The following is a 25850-nucleotide window of genomic DNA, read 5'->3' as shown; positions in this document are numbered from 1 at the left end:
GGTTTTCTTATCTAAAAGAGCTTATTTGCTCTAGGGCGTGTTGCTATTAAAATTCAGGGTCAGCCTCAAAAGTAAGTACTTGCTCAGTAACAGGGTGCTTTAATGTAAGCATTTGCGCATGCAATTGTAAGCGAGGTGCAGCAGCGAGTGCATCTTTATGTGCGTATAACCTATCACCTAAAATAGGGTGGCCAAGGCTTAACATATGCACACGCAATTGATGCGAACGCCCTGTTATTGGAGTGAGCTCTACGCGGGTAGCATTAGCTTCGCGATCAAGTATTTTATAATGTGTAAACGAAGGTTTACCTCTTTCATGGTCAACCATTTGTTTAGGGCGATTAGGCCAGTCGCAAATAAGCGGTAAATCTACTGAACCGTTAGGGTGTTCAAGCAGTCCGTAGACGCGTGCAATGTAACGTTTTGCGGTTTCGCGTTCTTGAAACTGCATACTTAAATGCCTATGCGCCGCCTTATTCATTGCCAAACACAATATACCTGAGGTCGCCATATCTAAACGATGAACTATTTTAGCTGTGGGAAAAACGCGATTAACGCGGTTAATTAAACTATCGGCATGTTTTGGATCTTTACCCGGAACCGTTAATAACTCACTTGGCTTATTAACAATGAGCAAGTCGTCATCTTGGTACAGTATGGTCAAATACGGACTCATTGGGGGATTGTAATTAACTAACACGGCCGACCTCAGTAATTTTGCAGGGCGCTATTTTAGGGGAGCAAAGGAAAAGGCTCAAGAAAAACATTCACAGCCTGTACAAAGGCTCCTAACTTGTATGCAGTTTTCTAATGCATAAAAAAGCGCGATATAAATACCGCGCTTTATTAAGCTGTCATTTTCAATTTTTTACTAACGTCTGACAGCTATAAACTTAAAGCTCAAAAAACCTTAGTGCGAAACCACAATTAAGCGAATTGCATCAAGTTGTAACTGCGCTTTTTCAATATGCGTAGTCAGCTCGCTGCGCTGCTTATCGAAGAAAGTAATTTCCTCTTGGCGAATATTCGGGTTGATTTGTTTAAGGGCTTCTAAACGAGATTGCTCTTCACCTAGCGTACTTTGCATTTTAGTTAAAGAGGCTTCACGGATCACTTCTAGTTTTTCTTGCGCCATGTCTTTTGCATTACTGATCATTGGGTGAATAGCACTTTGCAGTGCACCGGCAAGTTTACTTGCTGTTTGGCGACCCACGGCTGAAAGCTGTTGGTTAAAGCCATCAAACGCTACGTTTTCACCTAAGTTATTACCTGATTTATCAAGTAATATACGAATTGGTGTTGGCGGTAAAAAGCGACCCACTTGCAATACTTTTGGTGCCATTGCTTCGGCAACAAATATCAACTCAACAAAAAAGGTACCCGGTGGTAATTTTTTGTTTTTAAGCAGTGCAACCGATGCGCTACCAAAGTCGTCGTCACAAATCATGTCCATGGTGCCTTGCACCATTGGGTGATCCCAGCTAATAAAATGTACATCTTCTTGCGAAAGTGCAGTATCGCGGTCAAATGTAACTGTCATACCGTCTTCTTTTAAGCTTGGGAACGATGCGTTTAGCATATGCTCTGTTGGCTTTAGTATAATCGTGTTTTCGCCTTTGTCTTCTTGGCTTACACCGAAGGTGTCGAATACGTTGATCATGTAACTTGGAAGCTCAAACTGGTTGTCGAGTTTTTCAATGTCAGTAACCAGAGAGTCAGCAGCACCTTGGCCAGAAGAATGCAGCTCTAATAAACGGTCTCGTCCACTTTCCATTTTTTTACGTAGCACGGCATTTTGTTGCGCTACTTGTTCTAGCATTGGATCTAGCTCGTCTTCATCACAGTTATGCGCTGAAATGTATTCAAGTAAATCTTCACGAAACTCTTTATACAATAACTGACCAGTGGTTGATGTAGTTTCAAAGGCATCTAGGCCTTCATTGTACCAACGCAGTAATACTTCTTGAGCTGTGTTTTCAAAATATGGCACGTGAATATTCACATCTTGTGTTTGACCTATGCGGTCAAGTCGGCCAATACGTTGCTCAAGTAAATCAGGGTTTAGTGGTAAATCAAATAACACTAAATGATGCGAGAACTGAAAGTTACGACCTTCTGAGCCAATTTCTGAACACAATAATATTTGTGCATTGTCGTATTCGTCGGCAAAAAATGCAGCCGCGCGGTCACGCTCTATAATTGACATACCTTCGTGGAAAACCGAGGCTTTAATCGCTTCGCGTTCACGTAGTATTTGCTCAAGGCTAATGGCGGTTTCGGCTTTGGCACAAATAAGGAGTACTTTTTCGTGTTTAAGCGTTTTAAGTGTTTCGATTAACCAATCTACACGTGGGTCAAATAACCCCCAGCTTGCACTTTCGCCCTCAAACTCTTGAAATATTTTTTCTGGAAAAAGAGCGCGATGTGCACTTAGTTCAGCGTTTTGAATACCACCCATGTTACCTAGTACCGACATAGCTGTTTTGTACTGCTTTGGTAATGCCATTGGGTAGGCGTGTAATTTACGACTAGGGTAGCCATCAATGCCACTACGACTGTTTCTAAATAATATACGGCCAGTACCGTGGCGATCGAGCAGCATGTTGAGTATTTCTTTACGTGCTGGTAAATCACCTTGCTGTGCTTTTGCAAGAATATCGGTAATGTCGGTTTCTTTTAATAGCTCAACAAGTGTCGCTTTAGCTGTATCGTCTAGTGCTTGCTCTTGCAGTAACTGATTTGCAGCCTCTGCTACGTCTTTATAATTTGCTTCTTCTTCTTTAAATACGTCGTAGTCGTAAAAACGGTCTGGGTCGAGTAGTTGTAAGCGCGCAAAATGACTGCTATGACCTAGTTGATCAGGTGTAGCGGTAAGTAAAATAAGGCCAGGAATATCTTGGCTAAGTTCAGCCATTCGTTGATATTCAGTACTTGGTTTACCGTTATTAATGCTTAGGTGGTGCGCTTCATCAACAACTAATAAGTCCCAGTCAGCAAGTGTTGCTTGTTCAAACCAACGTTTTTTCTTAGTTAAAAACTCAAGGCTTGTAAGCACTAGTTGCTCTGTATCAAATACGTTTGGCGAATCGGCAAAGGCTTCGTCACAGCGCTCTTCATCAAAAATAGAAAAACGTAAGTTAAAGCGACGTAGCATTTCTACTAACCATTGGTGCTGTAGGTTTTCAGGCACCACAATAAGTACACGACTTGCACGACCACTAATAATTTGTTGATGTAAAATCATGCCCGCTTCAATTGTTTTACCCAGACCTACTTCATCAGATAAAAGTACGCGTGGTGCAAAACGTTTCCCCACTTCTTGAGCAATATAAAGCTGGTGCGGAATGAGGTTAGCGCGTTGACCAATTAAACCCTTAATAGGTGATTGCTGGCGTTCAAACTGGTGCTGCCAAGTTTGGTAGCGAAGTGTATAGCGATCAAAACGATCTATTTGGCCAGCAAATAAACGATCTTGTGGTTTATTAAACTTAATAAAATGATCTAAAAAGGTTTCTTTTAACTTTGCTTGTTCGCCGGTATCAACACGCGTACCTATGTAACAAAGTAATTCACCTTGAACTTCAATAGACTCTACTTCTAATTCCCACTCTTCAACGCTTTTGATCACATCGCCAGAATTAAATGCCACACGGGTTACAGGTGCTTCTGCACTAGAATAAACACGGTTTTCACCACTGGCAGGAAATAATATGCTGACCTGACGGCCTTCAATGGCAACAACGGTGCCTAATCCTAAATCTGACTCTGTATCACTGATCCAACGCTGACCTAAGGAAAAATTCATGTATGTCTCGTCTATGAAGAAAAAGGCGGCTATGTTACCTGTTACGTAACACCACTGCAAGGCGCTATGCTACTCACTTTTAATTAATTTTGTAAGTGTTAATTATTGCTATTAAAACAGCCTGTTTATGACTCTTTTTTAGGTAAATAAAAACTAATTACAGTTTGTAATAAAACGGACTTTTATGACAAATAGACTAAACTTACATTGTGCCTTAGCAATTAAGTATTGCAGGTTTAAGTTTTGCCCGTTTTACTTAGTTATTTTGGTATAGCATAAAAATCATAAAACGTAAGGAAAGTGCTATGGAAAAAGCTTCAAACCTTGAAAGTAAAATGTATGTGCTAGATACCAACGTACTACTTCACGAACCTCTCGCTTATTTATCTTTTCAAGAACATGACGTTGTTATCCCAATGACAGTGCTTGAAGAACTTGACCACATAAAAGACAGAAAACATGACGTAAGCCGTGATGCACGCGTAGCTATTCGTGGGCTAGATGAAGTACTTAAAAATGCCACGCCAGAACAAATGCTACAAGGTGTGGAGCTGCCGAGTAATAAAAAGGCCAAAGCAAGTTCTGCTGGTACACTTATTATTGTAAACGACCATTTATTTGCCGACTCTATTTCAGGGCTGCCTGGTAACGAAAACGACCACCGTATTATTAATTGCGCCGTGTACTTACAAAAGCAGCACAGTGATTCAAAAGTTACATTAGTTACAAAAGACATAAACATGCGTTTAAAGGCCAAAGGCGCAGGGCTTAAGTATGTTGAGGATTACCGTACCGATCAACTTATTGACGATATAAGCTTGCTCACTAGTGGTTATAAAAAAATAGAAGGTGATTTTTGGGAGCATGTAGGGGAGTGCAATACGCAGCAAAGTGGACGCGATACGTTTCACCACGTTCCTAAAAACTTAATACCGGATGTATTTTGTAATGAATATTTGCTTGATGGCGGTGAGCACTTTGCAGCGCGTGTTAAATCGCACGATGACGAGCACATAACGCTAAAAGATATTGGTGTTGAGCGTTTAATGCACCAACAAGCATGGGGTGTTAAGCCAAAAAATACTTATCAGGGAATGGCGCTTGATGCGCTGCTCGACACAAGTATTGAACTTGTTATTTTAACAGGACCAGCAGGGTGCGGTAAAACCTTGCTAGCACTTGCCAGCGCCCTTGAAATGGTCATCGAAAAAAGGATTTACGATAAAGTAATAGTCACTCGTAATACGCCAGAAATAGCCGAGTCTATTGGCTTTTTACCCGGCACCGAAGAAGAAAAAATGGCGCCGTGGCTTGCAGCCATTACCGATACGCTGGAGGTACTCCATAAAGGCGACGAAAACCCAATATCGAGCCGAAACTACATAATGGAAAAAGCCAATGTGCAGTTTAAATCGGTTAACTTTATGCGCGGGCGCAGTATTCAAAATGCAGTGGTGATTTTAGATGAGAGCCAAAATTTAACTGCATCTCAACTTAAAACTATTATTACCCGTTGCGGTGAAGGCACTAAATTAATTTGTACGGGTAACTTGGCACAAATTGACAGTAACTATTTAACCCCGGTAACGTCCGGTTTGACTTATATAGTTGAGCGCTTTAAAAAGTTTGAAGGTAGCGCAACTATAAACCTTAACTGTGTTGTACGTAGTCGCTTAGCGTCATTTGCTGAAGAAAATTTATAACTTGCGCTCAACAATCTGGCTCGATAGTCTAGCGATTGATTTTCGAGCCATATTACAGGCAATAAGTTGATTTTTTTACCTCTTAAACATTACTACCGTTCGCTATTTGTTGCGTTATTAGTCCCTCTTATCGTTGCATTCTTACTATGTTTACATCTATACAATATTAAGCTTGAACGAGCGGTTGAAAAGCGCGAAGCAGATTTTACTAATGTATCTGCTCAGGTCGGTCACGCTATGGATTCTGTAAGCGACTTGCTCAATACAATGTTTACTTTGTATGAGCAACCTCTCCACCTTGAAACTAATCAAGCCATACTTGAAGGCGTAAACCAGTATGACGATTACTATTATCGTTATTTTAGTGTTCATGGTACTGAAATTGTGGGTAAGGGAGAGTTTGCTTTATCTACAAAAGCTATTTTACAGTGGCAACAGGTCTTTGCTTTAGGGCCTTCGTTTAATACTACTCTTGCTTTAATGCAATCTTTATCTGCCGTGGCATATGTTGATGAAACTGGATTTTCTTACGTAAGTAGGCATGACAAAAGCGAGAGCTTAATGTTGACCGAGATTTTGGATGGTAAATTTAAACCTAAATATTTATCAAATAAGCTCTCTTCAAGCGCAATTGTTAAGGTAAATGATAAATCTTACTTTGCAATCGGTCGACAGCGAGATTTAGGTTCAGATGATTATATTATTTTAATTTACGATATATCATTAATTTCAGCGTGGTTAAGTAAGGTATCGCCAAATAATGGTGAATACGTTTTTATGAATCAATCACATCAAGTTATCGCCAGTTCTAAGCATTTAATAGATCACCCAGTTGAATTTCGGCTTTACTGGCCTGATTTGTTAGCAGGCGGACATACAGAAGTCATATTAACCAGTGATAGTAATTTCCTAATGCAACCTATGGCTGACTTGCCTATTCATGCCGCATTTTACGAACCTAAACCGCAGTTAGTCAGTTCAATTAAATACGAAATATTATTAGAGTTCATATTTTTAACACTATTTTTAAGCATTATGTTTGGTGTGTTTTTTTGGTTAAGCCAACGTATTTTTGTCAAGCCGATGAGCCATTTAATGAGCTATTTAGAAAGTAGTGATGCGCAACTGGATAGCCAATTAAACTATAATGTGCCATTGAACTGGCAGCCTTGGTTTTCTAAAGTAAAACGTGTATTTGATAAAAATAAACAGTTAGTTGATTCATTGCAAAATGCTAATAAGGCTCTTGATGAGCGAGTTAAAGTGCAATCAGAAAAGCTAATCAAAAGTTATGAGGCAAAAGAACAACATTTAGCATTACTGAATACGATGTTAAATAGCGTTCCTGATCTTATTTATTTTAAAAATATAGATGGCTCATTTCTCGGATGTAACAAAGCATTTGAAGCATATATTGGTAAAGACCAAGCTGAATTAGTAGGTAAATACCTAGATGATGTTGATAATAATGAGCAGCATATAAATGAGTTAGAAAAGCAAGTATTGCAAAATAGAAATAGCGCGCAGCAGCGAATTGAGACTGATACAAAGTCGTATCAACTAACAATTATGCCTTTTTATAATGAGCATCAGTATTTATTAGGAACCATGGGAATTGGTCGGGATATTACTGAGCAGCAACAAACATTACTGGCACTAAAAGCATCTGAATCTAAATTTAGAAGCGCTATTGAATTTGCGGCTAACTGTGTGGTTTTAGTATCCCTTGAACATACTATATTACAAGTAAATAAAGCGGCAAGAAAGCAGTTTTCGGAGCATCAAGTGCTCGTAGGGGAACAGTTAAAAGCATTATTTGATGACTCCCAATGGCAGCAAATTAAAGAGGCTTTAGCACAGCTGCTTGATGATAAAAAAAAGGTGCATCACTTAACTCTTTCTCAAGGAAAACTAACTAGCTGGCTGCAACTGAGTATGTCGCTCGTATGGGATGAAAACCGTGACCCTGCTTATTACGTTATTCACATTCAAGATATTAGCGCTTTAACTAAGGCTAAGCATGATGCTGAGCGAGCAACATTAGCTAAGAGCCGTTTTATTGCTAATTTAAGCCACGAAATTCGTACTCCACTAAATGCAGTACTAGGCTTGCTCGATATGCTTATTGAACAAGGTTTGACGCAAAAGCAATTACAACATACAGACCAAGCTAAAAATGCAGCACAAAGCTTATTATTAATGTTAAACAGAATGCTTGATTTTGCACGTATAGAAAGCGCTCAAACCGATTTGAAATTATCGCCATTTAGTGTAATTGAGCTTGTTGATATTTGTGAAAGCCTGACAGCACCATTATGTGAAGGTAAAGGCATTGAGTTTATTATTGATATTGACCCACTAATAGCGCCCGATTTAATTTGCGACAGTATTCGACTGCAGCAGGTATTAGGTAATTTATTAACAAATGCGGTTAAGTTTACACAAACAGGCTCAATAACTTTAAAGATGGAATTGGTAGATAGTCGTGCTTTAGAGCAGCAGCACATTTGTTTTAAAGTCATTGATACGGGAATTGGTATAGATAAAGCTGATCAGAGACGTTTATTTGATGCTTTTACTCAAGGTGATGAGTCATCAACACGAATGCATCATGGTGTTGGTTTAGGTTTGGCTATTGTTAAGCATGCAGTAACGTTAATGGGTGGAGAAATTGACGTAAAAAGTAAAAAAGATCATGGTTGTGTGTTTTATTTTAGTATTAGCTTGTTAGTTGATACTAGCAAAAGTACTAGACTACCTAGCAATGCACTAGTCATTCTATCAGAGCGCAGTAAAGAGCTTGAACAAGTAACCCGAGCCTATCCCCAACTCGTTAGTATTAATTTAGACGAAGTATTAAAACATCCGATTAAGCTCTCTAATATTGAAAAGATCATTGTTGATGCTGCTGATTTACCCGCACTTTTACAAGTTGAAGAGATTAACGATTTGTTATCTGCTAAAGAATGCTCTGTTATTATTAATCATCAGCATACACTTAATTTACCTAGTAGCGACCTTTTAGCTGCGCATCACCTTAAAGCATCAGCACTTGGGCAAAGGTTGCTAAGTTTGAGCCAGCAAACTACGAAGGTGAATTTAGATGACATTATGCAAAGTGAAATGCAATCTAAAGTGGACATCTCGGGTCTACTTATATTAGCGATTGATGATAATCAACTTAATCTGGATATAATTAGTAGTGTATTACGCCAAGCTAATATCAACGTAGTCACTGCTTTAAGCGCCTCAGAAGGGATGGCATTGTTGCAAGATTTAAAGCCAGACCTAATATTGATGGACGTACAAATGCCACAAATAGATGGCTGCCAAGCAACGACTTTAATTCGTCAACAGTTTGACGCTAAACAACTTCCTATATTTGCACTTACAGCTCATTGTGAGCCAGCCGATATAGAGCGCTCTTTACAGTGTGGTATGAATAAACATTTAACTAAGCCCGTGGTTGCAAAGGTACTTATTGATACAATTGCTGATTTAAACTTAGTTAAACCTAGTTTTTTTGAGCGATCTTTTGCGTTAACGCAGTTCGGTTTAGATGAGGCACTACTTACTACTATGATTGATAAATTTGCTAATTTATGTGAGACCCAGCTAGCTCAAATAGAAGAAACAACCAGTAAAGATGATTTGGTACGCTTAGTGCATAGTATAAAAGGTGTTGCAGGTAATTTAGGTTTTAAGCGATTATCGTATTGTGCTCTGCAGTGCGAGCGTAATCTTAAAACAATGAATAGGCCGGTTGAAATAACACTAAAAGAGCTTATTATGCAATTGAAGCAGGTAATTGTTTTTATTAAAGGTTTAGGGGCTATGGATGTCAAAAAAAGCTAAAGTACTAATCGTGGATGATGATCCATTAAATCGATTAGTACTTGAAAAAACGCTAAAAGAAGAGCACGACGTGTTTTTAGTTGAAAGCGGTGAAAAAGCACTGACCTTTGTAAAAACAACACAAGTAGATTTAATCATTCTTGATGTCATTATGCCTGGTATTAGTGGCTATGATGTAATTGTGCAGCTTAAAGAAAATCCGATAACTCAATCTGTTCCTGTTATATTTATATCAGCAAACCGTAGCCACGATGACGAGACAAAAGGGCTTGAACTCGGTGCTATGGATTATATAACCAAGCCGTTTAGCCCCTCTATTGTACGTGTCAGAGTGCGTAACCAACTACTTATTAAGCAAAAAAATGATTTGCTTGAAATGCTAGCATCAATAGATGGTTTGACTGAAATTCCAAATCGACGCTATCTTGATGAAAACTTATCACGTGAATGGCGACGAAGTAAACGTAATGGTTCGCCGTTGTCGGTATTACTAATGGATATAGATCACTTTAAACGTTACAACGACTGTTATGGGCATCGTGCTGGTGATGAATGCTTAAAGAAAGTAGCGCAAGTACTTGTCGCGCAATGCGAACGAGGAAGCGACTTTATTGCTCGTTATGGCGGTGAAGAATTTGCAGCTGTCTTACCTGGAATGAATAAGCATGAGGCTAAGAAGTTCGCAAATAAATTACGCAATGCTGTAAATGCTTTGAATATAGAACATAAAGCTTCATTAAACGCAGACCACATCACTATAAGTATAGGGATTGCCACTACACAAAGTGGTAAAGTGTGTGCCGAGCAAGCATTGTTAGAAGAGGCCGATTTAGGCTTATATGCAGCTAAAGATGCAGGGCGAGATAGAATAGTCGCACGCTGAAAATTTAAGATACAAAAACGCCAATATTTATATATTGGCGTTTTTGTATCAAACTACTTTTTATACCAATTCGCTTAATTAAGTGATCTATATTGAGGGTGGAAAAACGTGTTGATAGCTAGGGCGTGTTGATCTTTGTGGATTGAGATTTGCTCAATCTAGGGGCGATTTAATCGCGGCGCGAGGTTTGTAACCAAGTGGGCTAAGTAAAAACCGAGCAAAGCTTCCGCGTCCTGCTCACGCCCCTTACCTACATCCATGTAGGCAACAAAGAGTTAATCCTCCCTAGAAAGAACCCAACGGGCAGCGCATGTTTGGTATTTATGCTGCGTTATCGCCCATTTATGGGGAATAACCACACTACAGAGGCTCTGCCTTGCCTAAAAACCAAACATACAGCTGCAAATTCACCCACGAAAGGTCAATACGGCCTAGGCAAAAAATTCGCTATTTAGTTGTTCTTGGCAATTGCTCCTGCATTGCTCTACTTTCTGCATCCATGCAATCGTAAATGAGAATTTTTTAATACAGGTAGCGACACGTTTAGCCCCGTAAAATGATCAAGTATTATTGCTGATTGGTATTGTAGGTTACTGCGTGATCATACCTAAAGCGGTGTCGCCAATACCCACTAATTTATCATTTTTAAATACAAGTGGCGTACATTCATCTTTTGTTGTTTTTGAATCTGAATGCTTGCTATGCGTCGCATAAAAAAGTACTTGGTATACATCGTCATCTTTTTTTAATAGCTCTGTAAAATTAGGCGTTTTTAATTGCGTTAAAACAGATTGATAGCTGCTATCCATTTTTAGCTCTGATATAACTTCACGATTATTTTTATGCTGTACTTGCCAGCTGGATGAGTTTTTACCGGCCCAATGTGTTTCTGCTTCACCATCTGACACGGCAATAACACAGCCTGTTAAAAATGGAGCGATTAAAGCGGCGGCTAAAAGTGATTTTTTCATTTTTATTTACCTTAATAAGATTTGTAATTGGTTATTTACTGTATTAAAGCAAAGAGTAGACCATATTTATAAATTGTTACTAATCAGCTTGTTAAGTAACGTAGGCTGTTTTTTCTAATGAAAGTATTAAATATATTAGTAAAAACAGCCATTTTTTAGCTTATTTGATTACTACAATAAAATTACTAAACCAAGCGGTTACGTGATTCGCCCTTGCTAAATGCCGCAATATTTAAACTTACTTCATTGATTAAGCGCACAATAGATTCAGTACTTGCCCATGCAATATGTGGAGTAAGTAATAAGTTATTGCCTTTGTAATTAGCAAGTGGGTTTGAAGCTTCAGCAGGTTCTTTAGTTAGTACATCAACACCAGCTCCGGCAATTAGATTTTGCTCAAGTGCTGTTGCTAAGTCGGATTCGTTAATAATGCCGCCACGTGCTGTATTAATAATTATAGCGCTTGGCTTCATCATTTTTAGCTCATTAAGTGCAATTAAATCACGTGTTTCATCTGTTAGCGGGCAGTGTACGCTGATTATATCGGCTGTTTTAATGACGTCTTCAAAAGGCGTACGACCATCGCGACATGCAACCCCTTTGCGCTCTGCGACAATAACATTTGCGCCAAATGCCTCAGCCACTTTAGCAACGCCTTTGCCTAGCGTACCACCGCCTATAATGGCAAATGTTTTACCTTGTAAGTCGTTAAAGCTGTAATCGAGTATGCAAAACATTTCACTTTTTTGCCATGCGCCTTGCTGACAATCCGCCTGATAGCGGTGGGTGTTACCCAGTAAGTTAGTAATTAAAGAAAATGTATGTTGAACAACTGAAGGGGTTGAATAGCCAGCGACATTGGTTACAGCAATGCCAAATTCTTTAGCTGCTTCTAAATCAACATTATTAGTACCCGTTGCACTTACACAAATTAATTTCAGTTGTGTTAGTTGACTAATCGTGTCGCGATTCAAAACTGCTTTATTGGTGATTAATACATCAGCGCCTTGGCAATGCTCAATAACTTGTTCTGGGCTAGTAAGTTCATAAGTCGTTAATTTACCAAGTTGTTCAATACACGAAAGAGATGTTTTAGCTAACGTTGCGTTATCAAGAATAGTAATGTTCATTATGAGCCCTAAAAGTAAGTGGATCTAAAAGAGTTAAAATCGTAAAAAGAGGCCTACGATCCAGTAAAAATATAAAATATGGGCTTAAGGTACTACGAAAGAAAGCCTTTGTTAATGGTATTACTACCAAATGATTAGAGGCCACTTAATTTGAGGGTTTAGTATTAGTGGTCTGCCCACTAACTGATTGAGAACATGGTATTTTGATCAACTGATCAGTTTTTTGCACTTTTAAGCAAGCTCATGGTCATAGGAGGTAATTAAACTCAGGTTTATCGAACAAATTTTAATCCTGAAAGGTCAACAGGCTCTAAAATAAAATCGTTTTTTGGTTATTTCGCATTTTAGATTGGCTGAGTTATAATCAGTTATAGACATAAACGGTGCGCTTTGGCGTGCCGTTTTTTAACATTGTAGATGTAGTAATGAGTGAATTAGAAGATAAATACGCAGATATACGCCCATACAACGATGACGAAGTTGCGGCGTCGCTTACTCGTTTAATTAACGATAATGCGTTTATTGATGTAATAGCAAAGTATAATTTACCGCGCTTTTTATCGGCAGTGCCTTTTATTGCGCGTCCGATGGTAAGAAGTCAGTTACGTAAAAAGTGGGGCAAAGTAAGCACCGTTGAAGATGTGCAAAATGAAGTGGCGCAATACTTAGATAAATTAGTAAAACGCACCACATCAAAAGTTACCTTTTCTGGATTAGATCAGTTAGATGCTAATCAGGCCTATTTATTTATTTCAAACCACAGAGACATAGTGCTTGATCCTGCATTAGTTAATTGGGGTTTATATCAGCATAAAATGAAAACGGTGCGTATTGCTATTGGCGATAATTTATTGCAAATACCTTACATTACTGAGCTTATGCGTTTAAATAAAAGCTTTATTGTTAAGCGCTCTGCTAAAGCACCAAAAGAAATGTTAAAAGCATTGACCCAGTTATCGTCATATATCTATGACTCTTTAATCGGTGGAAATTCTATTTGGATTGCACAAAAAGAAGGGCGTGCAAAAGACGGTTTTGATCAAACAGATCCTGCGCTTTTAAAAATGTTGCAATTAAATGGGCGTAAGCAAAAGAAAGAATTTGGCGATTATATTAAAGAGTTAAAAATAGTGCCTGTTTCTATTTCTTATCAATATGAACCGTGCGCAATTGCTAAAGCTAAAGAGCTTTATCATAAACAGCATCATGGTGAATATATTAAGTCAGCAGGTGAAGATATTGCCAGTATTGTTGAAGGTTTTAGTTCAGCTAAAGGGCATGTGCATTTAGCATTTGGGCAACCAATTGAATCTAAATGCGATAGTGCAGAAGAGCTTGCTAAAACAATTGATAGGCAAATTGTAGATTCGTTTTATTTGCACCCAGGTAATTACATTGCTGGTGGCTGTAAAGAGGCGGTAATAGACTCTCCAGATACAGCGACGTTTGAACAGCGTTTAGCCTGTGTACCAGAAGAGTTAAAACCGTTAGTGATGGCCATGTACGCTAAGCCATTTCACCGCAAAACAGAGATAAATACCAATAGCTGTGAGTATTAATAATCTCAGCTCAACGAAACTAAGCAGCAATTAAATTGCTGCTTTTTTTTTGCTCAAAAATAACGCTATACTAATACCTACTCTGTAACTGGGCGGTACTTATACATGCAACAAATTGAAATATTTGATATTCCAAGCCCTTGCAAAAGTATTTGCTTAGTTAATAACAGAGGATATTGCAAAGGGTGTTATCGCAGTCGGGATGAACGCTTTTCTTGGAATACCTTATCGAATGACCAAAAAAAGAAGGTGCTTAGTTTGTGCCAGAAGCGCTACAAGCGCTACCTTCAAAAAAAGCAGCAAAATGCAGTGCCAAGTACACAGGCGCAGCAGCAAGGGTTCGACTTTTAAAAGCCCAATCCATATTTAGCTCTTAGTGCGTACACAGTGCCATTGTTAGTTAAATTAATTAATGACATTTTAAGCTTTTCTACTAAGTTTTCATTACGCTTATTTAAATAATGATAAAGCGGATAAGTATTCAACACTTCTTTTACAAAGCAACCTTGGGGTGACGGGAGTCCATTGTTTTGCATTATAAAATTAATCATTAAAGCCCCTTGTACTTTTTGCTGAGCAAGCAAATTAAGTTGGGTATTAATGCTTTTTACTTTAATAATATTTCCTGCAAACTGTGTGCTTGCTAAATAATGTTCTTGCACAGGGTAGCCATCAACAATTGCGACGCTATCGAGCTGTTCTAAACTGTTAGGTAAACAGTTTTTATATAATACTAAATCAAACTTAAATAGCTCATAATCGACTCTAATTAAGTTTTCGTAATTTTCTTCAATACTTGCGTCTCTTCCTAACTGCCCATCCAGTACGCCATTATTTGCAGCGAACAAAGCATTTTGGTGACTAAAATCGATTATATGTATTTTAAAACCGATATCTGCGTATGCTAATTTTAAAAGCTCTAAGGCATAATCAGCTTGTGGTGTACTTTGTGGGCGATTAAAAGTGAGGCTGTATTGATGGCTAAAACAAGGTGCTATAAAAAATAAATTTACCAATAATAACAAGATACTAAAAAGTCTGTTCATTATCGGTTCCAATTACTACAGAAATAAATAAAATAAGACGCGTATAATAACAAGTAGATTACCTCTTGCCCAGTTCACAGAGGGAATCAAATAATCTTAAAAGCGAATGAGGAAGTACTGTGAGTTTTAATTTATGCCTATTACCACGTGAAGAAAAATATCAAATTCAGCTAGATTATGAAGCGTCTTTTTGGGCGTATCAAATTAAACGTAATAAAAAAACGAGAGAGCAAGTTTACAACACAATCCACAGCCGCCCAATGGCAGAGCAAATGGTCTTGAAACAAAAGTTTGAACAGTATTTAGCGCTAATGCTTAGCTAAATATCGATATAAAAATGTATAAAGTTGAAGTGTTAGATGAGCTAAAAATCCCACTTGTGAATAAATTTTACAAAAAGCACAGCGTAAGAGGGCGTGCTAATAAACAAGATAAGGTATGGGTTACTTACTATAATAATGAAATAGTGGCGGCATGTAGGTTACAAGATAAAACAGAGTTTTTATTTTTATCTACCATGTTTGTTGCGCTGGAACATCGTGGTAAAGGAATTGCAAAACAATTGCTATCAACACTCTTAAAGTCGCAAAATGGAGAGATAAAAACCTTCGCATATGAAAACGTAGTCGATTTATATTGTGCTATTGGTTTTAACCAGGTGTTAACATATACTCTTGCTTTACAAGTACTTTTTGATACTTACAAACATCGAAATATAGTCGCTCTAGAGTACCCATAATAATTAATAATAATATGGAATAAGCATGAGTAAATGCGTTAATGGGATCATTAGTTGCTTTGTAGTTTTAATAACTATTCTAAGTTGCCAAGTAGGGGCACAAGTAAAACGTTTATCTCCAAGCGAAGGCTTATCACAAAGCTACGTTAATACTATGCTTATAGACACTAACGGTTACCTTTGGCTTTCGACTGAGGCCGGGCTCAATCGTTATGATGGCTATCAAGTTATTCCAATAAATGGCCCTAATGGTGAGTTAGAGGAAGCGATCATTGACCGTATTTATCAGGATCCTCAAGGACATATTTGGATTGCCTCATTACTTGCTGGTTTATTTAGATACGATCCGATAACCGATTCCTACCAGCAATTTTTAGAAAAGCCCACCAGTGAGGACGAAATCTTCAATCAATCTGTTTTTACTATGATCGCTGTTGATGATAAAACGTTATGGGTTGGTAGAGGACGTGATTTTGCAAAACTTAATATAGTAACCCGACAAATAACAACTATTTTCGAACTTCCTGACAAATATAAAAATACAGTGGTCAGAGAGCTGTTTGAATTCAATGGCTATATATTTATAGGTACTAGCCATGGCGCATATGTATTTGATATCGATACCGAACAAGTTAGACCATTACAGCACTTAAAAGGTAAAGCTGAACATATTTACCAGAATAATGTTAAGTCGTTCGCTTTAGGCGAAGATAACCAATTACTTGTAGGCACTGTGAAGGGCTTATATGAAGTGGATATTAGTAACTTATCAACAATGTTTGAGCGTCCTGACTTACCTTTCAAAAATAAAGTATTGCTAAATGATTTAAATGTTTGGGAAATCGTAAATAAACATGGAAAAGTTGATTTAGCGACCGATAAAGGTTTGTTTGAATTCAACTTAAACACAGGGGAGATGATCAAAAATACCCGAATAGCCCAAAGTAAGTATACGCTTGCTGATACTAGCATTATTGGTATGGTGAAAGACAAATCGGGTGGTACGTGGGTTGCGACTAAAACTGATGGTGCATTTTATTTATCACATGATAATTACCATTTTAATAATGTAGATGGCAGTTTACTAGGAGGGGATGGTTTATCGCATCACTCTATTTGGGGAATTACTGAGTACAAAGATAAGCTTTGGCTTGCAACGCACAATGGTATTACTGAAGTTGATTTACAAACAAATATTGGTAAAGCTTATTTAAAAGATTATAAGGTAGATTTGCTCACTACAGAGTTTACTGTATATGAAATAACACCTTATAAAGATAATTTATGGCTTTATACAAATCGTGGGTTATTTATTTTCAACCCTTTAACCCATCAAATTAGTGAGCCCACAACTCACAACCCAGCTAATCAAGAGCTTATAACCGGTAGAGTACATGGTGTTACATTAATGCCTAATGGAGATTTGTATTTTGTTCACTCAGATCACGGTGTGTTTATATACAATATAGATACGAAAATAGTGACTCGTTTAGGTGGGCAGTTTGCTCAGTTTGAACCTTTTTTAGCACATGGCTTTTTACCGGCACTTAGTAATAAACCAGATTCACCATTGTTTTTTAATGCCGGTATTTTATATCAAGTAAATCCGAGTAACTTAGCACTTAAAATGCTATATAAAGTGCCAAAACAACATGAAAATGTTGGCATTAGCGTACTTTCTTACTTAATTGACAACAACAATATTTTGTGGATATCACTTTCTAATTTTGGCTTGATAGGCCTTGACGCATCTACTTATCAATTAGTACATACAATCGATTTAGAGAAGAATAAATTAGGTACATTACTTTACGATATGGTGCTAGATGATGATGGCATGATCTGGATGAGTAGCCATAAAGGCATTTGGCGATTAAACCCAGAAACACTTCATTTTCAACAGTTCTCTACATCAGAAGGACTACTCTCTGCTGAGTTTAATAGTAATGCTATGGCACAGCTCAAAGATGGCCATATTGCTTATGGTAGCTTAAAAGGCTTTACTTACTTTCACCCTATGGAAAACCAAAATTATCAGTCGCTTATTGATCATGTGAATATAACTCGAGTTGATTTAATGTCACGAGATTTATCGCTTGATTTAAAGCAGTCGTTAAATGAAATTGTATTAAATTACGATGATATAGGCCTTGAAGTTGCGTTCTCTGCGATGGCGTTTAGTAATCAAGAACGCATCATTTATGAGTATCAACTCGATAATGGACAAAAAAGTTATACTCGAAATAACAACCGTGTATTGTTTCCAAAATTGAACCCTGGTAATTATCAATTAAAAGTTTGGGCGAAAGATCCGCTGACTGGTGAATATACCTCGCCTGCCACTTTAAAAATAAAAGTAAAGTATCCACTTTGGCGTGCACCTTATTTTATGGTGCTTTACGGCATTCTATTTATTGGTTTTGTTGCAATGTGGGTTATGCGCCGCAATAAAATTCAACGTATTTTATTAGCGGCAAATAAAGAAAGTAAAGAAAGCGAAGCGCGTTTAAAGCTTGCACTTGAAGGTAGTGAATCCGGCGTATGGGACTGGGAATCAAGCAACCCAAGTATTTATCAGCCGCGTTTAGTAAGTGAGTTAGGCTATAAAAATGAAACAGTAAGCCTTGATGAGTACCTATCTAAAATTCACCCGCAAGATAAACAGCTATTTCGCTTAGAATGGCTTGAATTCTTATCTACCGATAAAGGTTATTTTAACTGTACCTACCGTTTGCGTCATGCAAAAGGCTATTGGCGTTGGTATAAAGATTTTGGAAAAGTAGTTGAATGGGATGACAAAACACCACAAAAAGTAGCGGGCACTTATACAAATATGACCCGTGAAATGGTGTTTGAAGAACATGCTTTACTATTCACAGCGGCGTTTGAGCAAACGCGTGATTGGGTGTTTATACTCGATAAAAATTTAAATATTCGGGCTTCTAATAAATCACTACAAACCGCCTTTAATTTTTCTGTTGAGTCTTTATCTAGTCGCTCACTAGATTTAGGTATATCCCGTAGTAGCCGTTTCGACTACTTACGGATAATGCAGAAACTCTCCGTCGGAGAACATTTTTCATGTGAAGATAATGTGATTTTAGCTAACGGTGAGTCACGTCATGTTTTAGTAAAAATAAGTGCTGTAGCTGATAATGAACAACGCTTAAGTAGTTATGTCATTATTTTAACTGATATAAATGCACAAAAATTGGCTGAAAATGAGCTATATTTATTAGCTAACTACGATGGACTTACTGGCCTGCCTAATCGTACATTATTTAACGACAGGGTTGAGCATGCGCTTGAACAAGCAAAGTTGCATGAATGTAAAGTGGCTTTGCTATATATAAATATTAAACGCTTTAAATATTTTAACGATTCTTTGGGTCACGAAACCGCCGATGAGCTAATTAAAGAAATCGCACAGCGATTAAAGTGCACTTTACGCCCATCAGATAGTATTGCTCGATTTGGCGGTGATGAATTTGTAGTGTTGGTGGAGGATATTTATCAAATTGAAGAAGTGCTAATCATGTGCGCTAAATTGATGGATTGCGTAAAGCAAAATATTACGATTAATTGTCAAGCTGTTAACGTTAAATTAAGTGTCGGGGTGGCTATATACCCTGAAGATGCACAACAAGCATCAGCTCTTTTAAAAGCGGCAAGCATTGCACTATATCATGCTAAAAGCTCATTAGAAGGTTGTTATCAGTTTTATAAACAAGAGATGAATCAGCATGTGTACAGAGCGCTGCATCTTGAATCTCAGCTAACTAAGGCGTATCAAGAAGAAGAGTTTTGCAATTATTATCAACCTATTATCAATGCGCAAAGCAAAAAGACAGAAGGTTTTGAGGTGCTGCTGCGTTGGCCGGAAAACGAACTTATACAAACTCAAGAGTTTTCAGTCGCGGCTGAAGGAATAGGCCTAATAACAAAAATTATGTTACAAACTTTTTCTCGAGCTCTGCAAGACTTAAAGGAGTGGCAAAAAGAATCCTCTAATTTGTATTTATCTATTAATTTATCCGCTTTGGATTTTGAGTTTGATGAGTTAGTGCCCGAAATTAAAAAAGCGTTAAATAATACGAGAGTATCATCTGGGTCAATAGTTTTTGAAATAACTGAATCAGTATTAATGCGTGACTCAAAGCAAGCTTTACGAAGTATGGAACAACTTAAAAAACTGGGTTGCAAATTGTACATGGATGACTTTGGTACGGGTTACGCATCACTTACTTATTTAAAGCGTTTCCCTATTGATGTACTTAAAATAGATAGGAGCTTTGTTCAAGACATAGGCATAGATTCGGATGATGAAGCCATCATCCAATCAATACTCGCTCTTGCAGATAGCTTAGGAAAAGAATGTGTAGCCGAAGGCGTAGAAAGCTCGCATCAACTGGCCTTTTTAAAAACGCGAGGATGTAAGAATTTCCAAGGTTATTTATTTTCTAAACCTGTACCTAACAAAGAAGTATTGGAACTAATTAATCGTGACTGGAGCGATATATTTAATCAGCAATAGTATCTTAAAACAAAGCGCGCTTAATTTAAGGACGCTTACCGCAGTGACGACAATAAGTATGGCTATTGCGCTCTTTTAGTTGTGTTTTTATGGCCTTATTTGCCTCATGCTTACTTAATCCCAGCTTATAGCGTAGTTCTTCTAAGTGAGCGTGTTGCTCTTTGTTAAGAGTGCCACCATGGGTTTGTTCGTGTACTGCATCTTCAAAAAACTGACGTCGTTTACGTATTTGCTCTGAAAAACTAGACGCGAGTAAACCTGTAGGGATGGCTACCATTCCCATGCTAAGTAGTGTGATCACCCCGCCAAAGAATTTGCCCAACGAGGTTATAGGTACTACATCGCCATAGCCTACGGTGGTAAGCGTAGCCATTGCCCACCACATAGCCGCGGGAATAGAGCCAAATTTATCGGGTTGAATATCGTGCTCAATTAAATAAATACCGCAAGAGGCTAAAATCAGTACTACCGCCATAATAAAGAATGCAGCCAGTAGTGAGCTGCCTTCATCTATGAACGCTTGTAATAGCAGCTGCATAGCACGAGAATAGCGAGTAAGCTTAAATACTCTTAGTAGTCTGAGTACGCGTAAAAAACGCAAATCGAGCGGAAATAAAAACATCAGTAAGCTTGGTAAAATAGCAATCAGATCAATTAGCGCCAGGGGCGATAAAAAATATTTTAATCTGCGTTTACTGTTCGACCCTTCAATTGCTATATATTTTGTTTTATCTACACAGACCCAGAGCCTAGTTAAGTACTCAATAGCAAAAATAGCGACAGAGACAATTTCTAAAACTAAAAATTCGTCATAATATTTAAGCGCTACGCTCGGAATTGATTCAATGACTATGGCTATAACATTAATCATTATTAAGCTAATAAGGGTAATGTCTAATAGGTGCCCTGCACGGTGATATTGCCCTGTTCCCTCAAAGAGGCAGGCCATTTTTTGTCTTAAAGTTTGCGGACTGTTCATTATTTAAGTTTGAGTACCATGTTAATACTGCCTTCTTCAAAGTCTCGACTAATTTTAAAGCCTAACTTACGGGCAAGTTCAATCATACCGGTGTTCTCTGGCAAGGTTATTCCCTCAACAGACTCTACACCTTGTTGTTTACAGTGATTAATTGCTGCAGTCATTAGTATACGGCCAAGACCTAATCCTTGATAATCAGAGCGTACTACGGTTGCAAATTCTGCATGTAAGTTATCAGGATCCATAATAACTCTTGCTACGCCAAGTGTACGACTCTTCCCTTCAAATCGTTGGCAAACAATAAAAGCCATTTCGCGATCGTAATCAATTTGGGTCATTTTAGCGAGTTGATCGTGGTTAAACTGTGGTAGCTCACCAAAAAAACGTTTATATCTGTCTTCTCTATTGAGGGATTGGTCAAACTCTTGATGAGCTTTTTCATCTTCAGGCTTTATAGGTCTGAGCGTTGCTTTAGTATTGTTTTTAAGTGTTACAACTTCAACAAGTTCTATAGGGTAAGGGCGAATAGATAAACGCTTACGATTGCTTTGAGTTTGATAACGGTTAAGCGTCATAGTGGCATCGAGTACTAAAAACTGACCGTTACTAGCAAGGATAGGATTTAGTTCTAGAGAGCTAATATCAGGCTGATCAATAACTAACTGAGAAATACGCGTTAGCAGTGCACATAGACGATATTTATCAACTTTTTCGGGCAATATACGCTCTTTTAATACGCCTTTGTCATGCGCTGCGGCAATTAAATATTTTGCTAAGTTCATATTCAGCGGCGGTAGAGCAACCGCTGCTTGTGCATATTCAAGGCCATTACCTGCCTCGCCGAGCAATATGACTGGTCCGAAATTAGGTTCGGTTTTAATAGCAATTCGTAGTTCGTTTGCTCCAGCACGCGGCGCCATTTTTTGTAATGAGAAGCCTTCAATAATTGCATCTGGGTATGTATTTTTAATACGTATGAGCATTGCAAATGCTGTTTGCTCAACTTCATTGGCATCGTTTAGGTTAAGAACTACACCACCTACTTCAGATTTTGAAGCAATACTTGGACTTATTAGCTTTAATGCGACAGGAAAGCCTAGTTCTATAGCTTGCTCGCGTGCCTCTGTTGGTGTGTAAGCTACTTCTGTTTGAATACATTCAATACCGTAATGGTTTAGTACTTGGCTTGCTTGGTGTGTTGGTAAATAGCTTTGCTCATCGGTTAAAAATTCATTAATAAGTGATGTGGCGGCACTTTTGTTTATTTTTGTATCGACAGTGTTCGACTCAGGTGTTTGTGTTAAGTGTTTTTGATTACGGCGATAGCTAACTAAATGCATAAATGCGCCAACGGCACCTTCTGGTGTACGGTAAGTTGGTATTGCACTGTTAGAACATACTCTTCTAGCCGCATATGAGGCGTCTTCACCCATAAAGTTAGTAATGACATACGGACGTGCCATTTTAGGAATTGTTTGCAAAGTTTGCACAATAATGTCGGCATAATCTTCACTAGGAGCCAATGCTGATGGGGTATGAATTATCAATAGGTTTTTAACTTCTTTAGCTCGTAGTAAAATCTCTAATGCTTGTTTATAGCGAGCAGGTGCTGAATCACCAAAAATATCAACAGGGTTTGAAGTGGTATCCGATTGAGGGATGACGTTATTTAATTCCGCACGTGTTTTATCGCTTAGCTCTGTTAGTTTACCTGAGTTTAGAATTAGCTCATCAACGGCCATAACACCCGGCCCGCCACCATTCGTTAATATAGTGAGCTGCTCTATTTTTAATAATTTAGGGTGCATAGCGAGTGTTTGTGTCGCTGCAAATAGTTCGCGTAAATCTTTTACGCGTAACATGCCTGCACGTTGAAAAAGTGCATCGTAAACTGCATCCGAGCTTTGTTTTCCACCTGTATGAATTTCGGCCGCCAATGCACCAGCACCTGTTTTTCCGGTTTTTATTGCAATAACAGGCTTACTAAAAGCTGCCGCTCGAGCTGCAGAGATAAAACCTCGAATATCTTCAATATTATCAATGTAGAGCAAAATGGCTTTTGTTTTAGCATCACGCCCTAGAAAGTCGAGTAGCTCATCGAAATCAATATCTAAGCAATCACCTACTGATACAAAATATGAGAAACCAATTTCTTTGTTTTTTGCCCAATCTAAAATGGTGGAACAAACGGCAGCCGATTGCGATACAAATGCAATTTTACCTGAAGCCGCTACAGTGTGTGAAAAGCTAGCATTTAGGCCAATATGAGGAATTAGTAGACCTAAGCAATTTGGCCCAAGTAGCATAACATTATGTGATCGAGCTGCTTCCTTTAATGCATTTTTTAGCTGGCTCGAAAGACCATCAGCAATCACTATGGCGCTTTTACAACCAAGCTTCCCAAGCTGTTCAATGATATTTAAAAGGGTATTTTTATTAGTACAAATAACAGCGAGATCGGGTATCTTGGGTAAGTCAGCAATGGAAGGATAAGCAAGTACGCCATGGACTGCATTATGACTTGGGGTAACTGGCATAATTGGCCCTTTAAAGCCACCTTGTAATAAGTTTCGCATAACGACAAAACCAGCTCTAGTTGGCGTATTTGAGGCTCCAATAACAGCTACTGACGATGGATTAAAAAACTGGCTGATACGTTTTAGACTCATAGCTATTCTCGGCTGATTATATTTTGCGTTATTTATAGTCTCAATGTACCCTGTTTTAAGCGTTATTTACATGCTTAATATGAATATAGAACAAGGAAACTAAAGTGAATAAAACATCAGGTTTTTATACCGTTATAGCAGCAATTTTTTTAAGTATTGGCTTAATTAGTTTAGGTTTTATTTTAAAAGATGCGGCACTTGATGTAAAAGCCATGGAGCGCAGTGTTCAAGTTAAAGGGTTAGCTGAGCGTGAAGTAATCGCAGACACTGTTATTTGGCCACTGCAGTTTAGCGATGCTGACAACAATCTTGAAAAATTAGTCAGCCGAGTTGAGAAAAAAAATGATGCCGTAACTGCTTTTTTAAAACTGCATGGTTTTGACGACGATGAAATAACAATAGGCAGCCAGTCAGTTATTGATAAGCAGGCACGTGAATACAGTAATGAAAATCAACAATTTAGATACATAGTGCGCTCAAATATTATTGTTTATTCTGATGCGCCAGATAAAGTACAAAACGCGCTGAGTAAAGTAAGCCAGCTTGCTAAACAAGATATCGCAATAGTACAGGATCGCTACGAAACAAAAATTGAATACATTTTTACTGGCCTCAATGATGTAAAACCTGCGATGGTGCAAGAAGCAACTGAAAAAGCGCGTGAAGTCGCTAATAAATTTGCTAAAGACTCTAATTCAAAATTAGGCAAAATAAAAACAGCTCGCCAAGGGCAATTTAGTATCAGTAATCGAGATTCAAACACACCGCAAATAAAAAATATAAGAGTGGTAACCAGTGTTGAATACTATTTAAATGATTAGCAGAGTCTAAATATGATCAGTTTGTACTGGCTCCCCATTCGTATTTTTTACTGCTATAGCGAGCGTAGTATTTGCGTTTATAGGCTTTAGTTATAATGCATGGCGGATGGAGGAAAGTGAAGAGAACAACAATACACGTATTGCTAGCTTTCAAATATTACAAGAACTAGCAGAGCTTGAGCTTATTGTATTTGCGGCACATTACGATAATAAAAAATAGATGGCAACCCCAGAAAAGGCTGGGTTAAAGTTAACTTAATTCATGACTTAAGCTACTTAGCCGTTGATGAAGTACATTTAAAAACAAAAAACTTACAAAAGATCTGGCAAACAAATTGGCCAAATATGATTGACCACGAAAGTGCTGCGCAATCTATTACACATGCCATAGACAGTGTGCGTACAGAAGTAGTGGGTGAGTTAAAGCGCCTTGATTAAGTGAGCAACTTGCGCCGTCGAGCGTTGCAAGTAAGCAGCGCTCATTAAAATTGTGGTCTCGTTAACTTTTTGTCCTTTTAGTACGTTGGCAAGCTGCTGTCTTGCTTTAGGGTTTTGTTTTTGCTCTATTTCCATTAATGCTAATAAAGCTGAAAATTCATGCTTTACCGGTGTGCTAGGTTTATTTGCACAGACTATGTAGCAGGCAACTGGTGTTAATCCGTGAGAGTTGGGTTGCGCCAGCGCTTTAGCTAACTCATCATTTGATTCAAACAACATTAAAGAGCGCACATAGTTAAATGGTAGCTTTGTTGGATTGGCATGCTTGAACACATTGTGCAGTACGTTATTTCCTTGTGTATCTTGTACTAAAAAGCCTTTATTTACTTTCAGCGCTGGGGTAAAAAAGCTCAATGCGTCAATATTAGTGAGTTGATTAATAAATGTAGAAGGCGCTTTATTAGAACTTAATATTTGCGTTGCTATGTTTTGCATAAAGTCATACTTAACACTCAACCGTTGGGCGCTGTCATATAAATGGTTAAGCTGCAAAGCTTGCTGAGCAGGACTTAACTGCTTAAAGTCGTTATCGAGTTCATTTAACTGTTGCTTTGCAATACGCGCATTAAGTAGTTGTATGCTTAAATCCATTATTATTTCCAAACCTTTTTCGTTACTATAAAACAAAAAAGGCCGCAAATGCGACCTTTTGTATTTG

The 25850-nt window shown here is 38.1% G+C and carries 17 protein-coding genes; 9 read left to right on the top strand and 8 right to left on the bottom strand.

Annotated elements, in window-relative coordinates:
• Nucleotides 1–46: 46 nt before the first annotated feature.
• Both rluA and rapA read right to left on the bottom strand, forming a co-directional pair.
• Nucleotides 47–700, bottom strand: coding sequence for a bifunctional tRNA pseudouridine(32) synthase/23S rRNA pseudouridine(746) synthase RluA (rluA, locus tag V6260_RS12790; protein ID WP_341594547.1), 654 nt, complete (start codon nucleotides 698–700; stop codon nucleotides 47–49).
• A gap of 210 nt (nucleotides 701–910) precedes the next feature.
• Complete coding sequence (gene rapA / locus V6260_RS12785) at nucleotides 911–3805, bottom strand: RNA polymerase-associated protein RapA (RefSeq protein WP_341594546.1); 2895 nt, start codon at nucleotides 3803–3805, stop codon at nucleotides 911–913.
• Between the two features lie 305 nt (nucleotides 3806–4110).
• Between rapA and V6260_RS12780 the strand changes: the two genes are divergently transcribed.
• The 3 genes from V6260_RS12780 to V6260_RS12770 all read left to right on the top strand — a co-directional run bounded on the left by V6260_RS12780 (nucleotide 4111) and on the right by V6260_RS12770 (nucleotide 10246).
• Nucleotides 4111–5508 (top strand): PhoH family protein, encoded by a 1398-nt coding sequence (locus V6260_RS12780; protein WP_341594545.1) that lies wholly within the window; start codon nucleotides 4111–4113, stop codon nucleotides 5506–5508.
• Between the two features lie 66 nt (nucleotides 5509–5574).
• A complete protein-coding gene (locus tag V6260_RS12775; protein ID WP_341594544.1) occupies nucleotides 5575–9363 on the top strand; it encodes an ATP-binding protein in 3789 nt (1262 codons plus the stop codon).
• The gene (locus V6260_RS12770; RefSeq protein WP_341594543.1) at nucleotides 9347–10246 is read left to right on the top strand and encodes a diguanylate cyclase; all 900 of its coding nucleotides are present in this window, start codon (nucleotides 9347–9349) and stop codon (nucleotides 10244–10246) included. Before V6260_RS12775 ends, V6260_RS12770 begins: the two co-directional genes overlap by 17 nt.
• Before the next feature lie 590 nt (nucleotides 10247–10836).
• Here the strand turns inward: V6260_RS12770 and V6260_RS12765 are convergent.
• Both V6260_RS12765 and V6260_RS12760 read right to left on the bottom strand, forming a co-directional pair.
• The gene (locus tag V6260_RS12765) at nucleotides 10837–11217 is read right to left on the bottom strand and encodes a DUF3192 domain-containing protein (protein WP_341594542.1); all 381 of its coding nucleotides are present in this window, start codon (nucleotides 11215–11217) and stop codon (nucleotides 10837–10839) included.
• 185 nt (nucleotides 11218–11402) lie between these two features.
• Nucleotides 11403–12347, bottom strand: coding sequence for a D-2-hydroxyacid dehydrogenase (locus tag V6260_RS12760; RefSeq protein WP_341594541.1), 945 nt, complete (start codon nucleotides 12345–12347; stop codon nucleotides 11403–11405).
• 425 nt (nucleotides 12348–12772) lie between these two features.
• Here V6260_RS12760 and V6260_RS12755 point away from each other — a divergent pair, with 425 nt between their 5' ends.
• A complete protein-coding gene (locus tag V6260_RS12755) occupies nucleotides 12773–13906 on the top strand; it encodes a 1-acyl-sn-glycerol-3-phosphate acyltransferase (protein WP_341594540.1) in 1134 nt (377 codons plus the stop codon).
• Between the two features lie 105 nt (nucleotides 13907–14011).
• Nucleotides 14012–14257: a DUF1289 domain-containing protein gene (locus V6260_RS12750; protein WP_341594539.1), complete on the top strand. Its 246-nt coding sequence runs from the start codon at nucleotides 14012–14014 to the stop codon at nucleotides 14255–14257.
• Here the strand turns inward: V6260_RS12750 and V6260_RS12745 are convergent.
• Nucleotides 14254–14952 carry a transporter substrate-binding domain-containing protein gene (locus tag V6260_RS12745; protein ID WP_341594538.1) on the bottom strand — a complete coding sequence of 233 codons (699 nt, stop codon included), beginning with the start codon at nucleotides 14950–14952 and terminating at the stop codon, nucleotides 14254–14256. The genes V6260_RS12750 and V6260_RS12745 overlap by 4 nt on opposite strands.
• Nucleotides 14953–15071: 119 nt before the next feature.
• Here V6260_RS12745 and V6260_RS12740 point away from each other — a divergent pair, with 119 nt between their 5' ends.
• From V6260_RS12740 to V6260_RS12730, 3 genes are read left to right on the top strand one after another with little or no spacing between them, the layout of a single operon-like run.
• Nucleotides 15072–15275 (top strand): DUF3283 family protein, encoded by a 204-nt coding sequence (locus V6260_RS12740; RefSeq protein ID WP_002962585.1) that lies wholly within the window; start codon nucleotides 15072–15074, stop codon nucleotides 15273–15275.
• A 14-nt stretch (nucleotides 15276–15289) separates the two neighbouring features.
• Nucleotides 15290–15691, top strand: a complete 402-nt coding sequence (locus V6260_RS12735; RefSeq protein ID WP_341594537.1) for a GNAT family N-acetyltransferase — start codon at nucleotides 15290–15292, stop codon at nucleotides 15689–15691.
• A 25-nt stretch (nucleotides 15692–15716) separates the two neighbouring features.
• Nucleotides 15717–20225, top strand: coding sequence for an EAL domain-containing protein (locus tag V6260_RS12730; RefSeq protein ID WP_341594536.1), 4509 nt, complete (start codon nucleotides 15717–15719; stop codon nucleotides 20223–20225).
• Nucleotides 20226–20250: 25 nt separating this feature from the next.
• On the opposite strand, the gene V6260_RS12725 is transcribed toward V6260_RS12730, so the two are convergent.
• Both V6260_RS12725 and V6260_RS12720 read right to left on the bottom strand, forming a co-directional pair.
• The gene (locus V6260_RS12725; protein WP_341594535.1) at nucleotides 20251–21204 is read right to left on the bottom strand and encodes an ion transporter; all 954 of its coding nucleotides are present in this window, start codon (nucleotides 21202–21204) and stop codon (nucleotides 20251–20253) included.
• Complete coding sequence (locus tag V6260_RS12720) at nucleotides 21204–23873, bottom strand: bifunctional acetate--CoA ligase family protein/GNAT family N-acetyltransferase (RefSeq protein ID WP_341594534.1); 2670 nt, start codon at nucleotides 23871–23873, stop codon at nucleotides 21204–21206. Before V6260_RS12720 ends, V6260_RS12725 begins: the two co-directional genes overlap by 1 nt.
• Nucleotides 23874–23977: 104 nt before the next feature.
• Between V6260_RS12720 and V6260_RS12715 the strand changes: the two genes are divergently transcribed.
• A complete protein-coding gene (locus V6260_RS12715; RefSeq protein ID WP_341594533.1) occupies nucleotides 23978–24694 on the top strand; it encodes an SIMPL domain-containing protein in 717 nt (238 codons plus the stop codon).
• A gap of 420 nt (nucleotides 24695–25114) precedes the next feature.
• On the opposite strand, the gene V6260_RS12705 is transcribed toward V6260_RS12715, so the two are convergent.
• Complete coding sequence (locus V6260_RS12705; protein ID WP_341594532.1) at nucleotides 25115–25783, bottom strand: hypothetical protein; 669 nt, start codon at nucleotides 25781–25783, stop codon at nucleotides 25115–25117.
• Between the last annotated feature and the right edge of the window lie 67 nt (nucleotides 25784–25850).

This window comes from Pseudoalteromonas aliena, from assembly GCF_038155085.1.
Lineage (GTDB): Bacteria > Pseudomonadota > Gammaproteobacteria > Enterobacterales > Alteromonadaceae > Pseudoalteromonas > Pseudoalteromonas aliena_A.
This window is presented reverse-complemented; position numbering and strand designations above follow the sequence as displayed.

Excerpts from the sequence above, each read along its gene's own strand:
- rapA (WP_341594546.1), bottom strand. The coding sequence starts at position 3,805 with ATGAATTTTTCCTTAGGTCAGCGTTGGATCAGTGATACAGAGTCAGAT.
- V6260_RS12780 (WP_341594545.1), top strand. The coding sequence starts at position 4,111 with ATGGAAAAAGCTTCAAACCTTGAAAGTAAAATGTATGTGCTAGATACC.
- V6260_RS12770 (WP_341594543.1), top strand. The coding sequence starts at position 9,347 with ATGTCAAAAAAAGCTAAAGTACTAATCGTGGATGATGATCCATTAAAT.
- V6260_RS12765 (WP_341594542.1), bottom strand. The coding sequence starts at position 11,217 with ATGAAAAAATCACTTTTAGCCGCCGCTTTAATCGCTCCATTTTTAACA.
- V6260_RS12760 (WP_341594541.1), bottom strand. The coding sequence starts at position 12,347 with ATGAACATTACTATTCTTGATAACGCAACGTTAGCTAAAACATCTCTT.
- V6260_RS12755 (WP_341594540.1), top strand. The coding sequence starts at position 12,773 with ATGAGTGAATTAGAAGATAAATACGCAGATATACGCCCATACAACGAT.
- V6260_RS12750 (WP_341594539.1), top strand. The coding sequence starts at position 14,012 with ATGCAACAAATTGAAATATTTGATATTCCAAGCCCTTGCAAAAGTATT.
- V6260_RS12745 (WP_341594538.1), bottom strand. The coding sequence starts at position 14,952 with ATGAACAGACTTTTTAGTATCTTGTTATTATTGGTAAATTTATTTTTT.
- V6260_RS12735 (WP_341594537.1), top strand. The coding sequence starts at position 15,290 with ATGTATAAAGTTGAAGTGTTAGATGAGCTAAAAATCCCACTTGTGAAT.
- V6260_RS12730 (WP_341594536.1), top strand. The coding sequence starts at position 15,717 with ATGAGTAAATGCGTTAATGGGATCATTAGTTGCTTTGTAGTTTTAATA.
- V6260_RS12725 (WP_341594535.1), bottom strand. The coding sequence starts at position 21,204 with ATGAACAGTCCGCAAACTTTAAGACAAAAAATGGCCTGCCTCTTTGAG.
- V6260_RS12720 (WP_341594534.1), bottom strand. The coding sequence starts at position 23,873 with ATGAGTCTAAAACGTATCAGCCAGTTTTTTAATCCATCGTCAGTAGCT.
- V6260_RS12705 (WP_341594532.1), bottom strand. The coding sequence starts at position 25,783 with ATGGATTTAAGCATACAACTACTTAATGCGCGTATTGCAAAGCAACAG.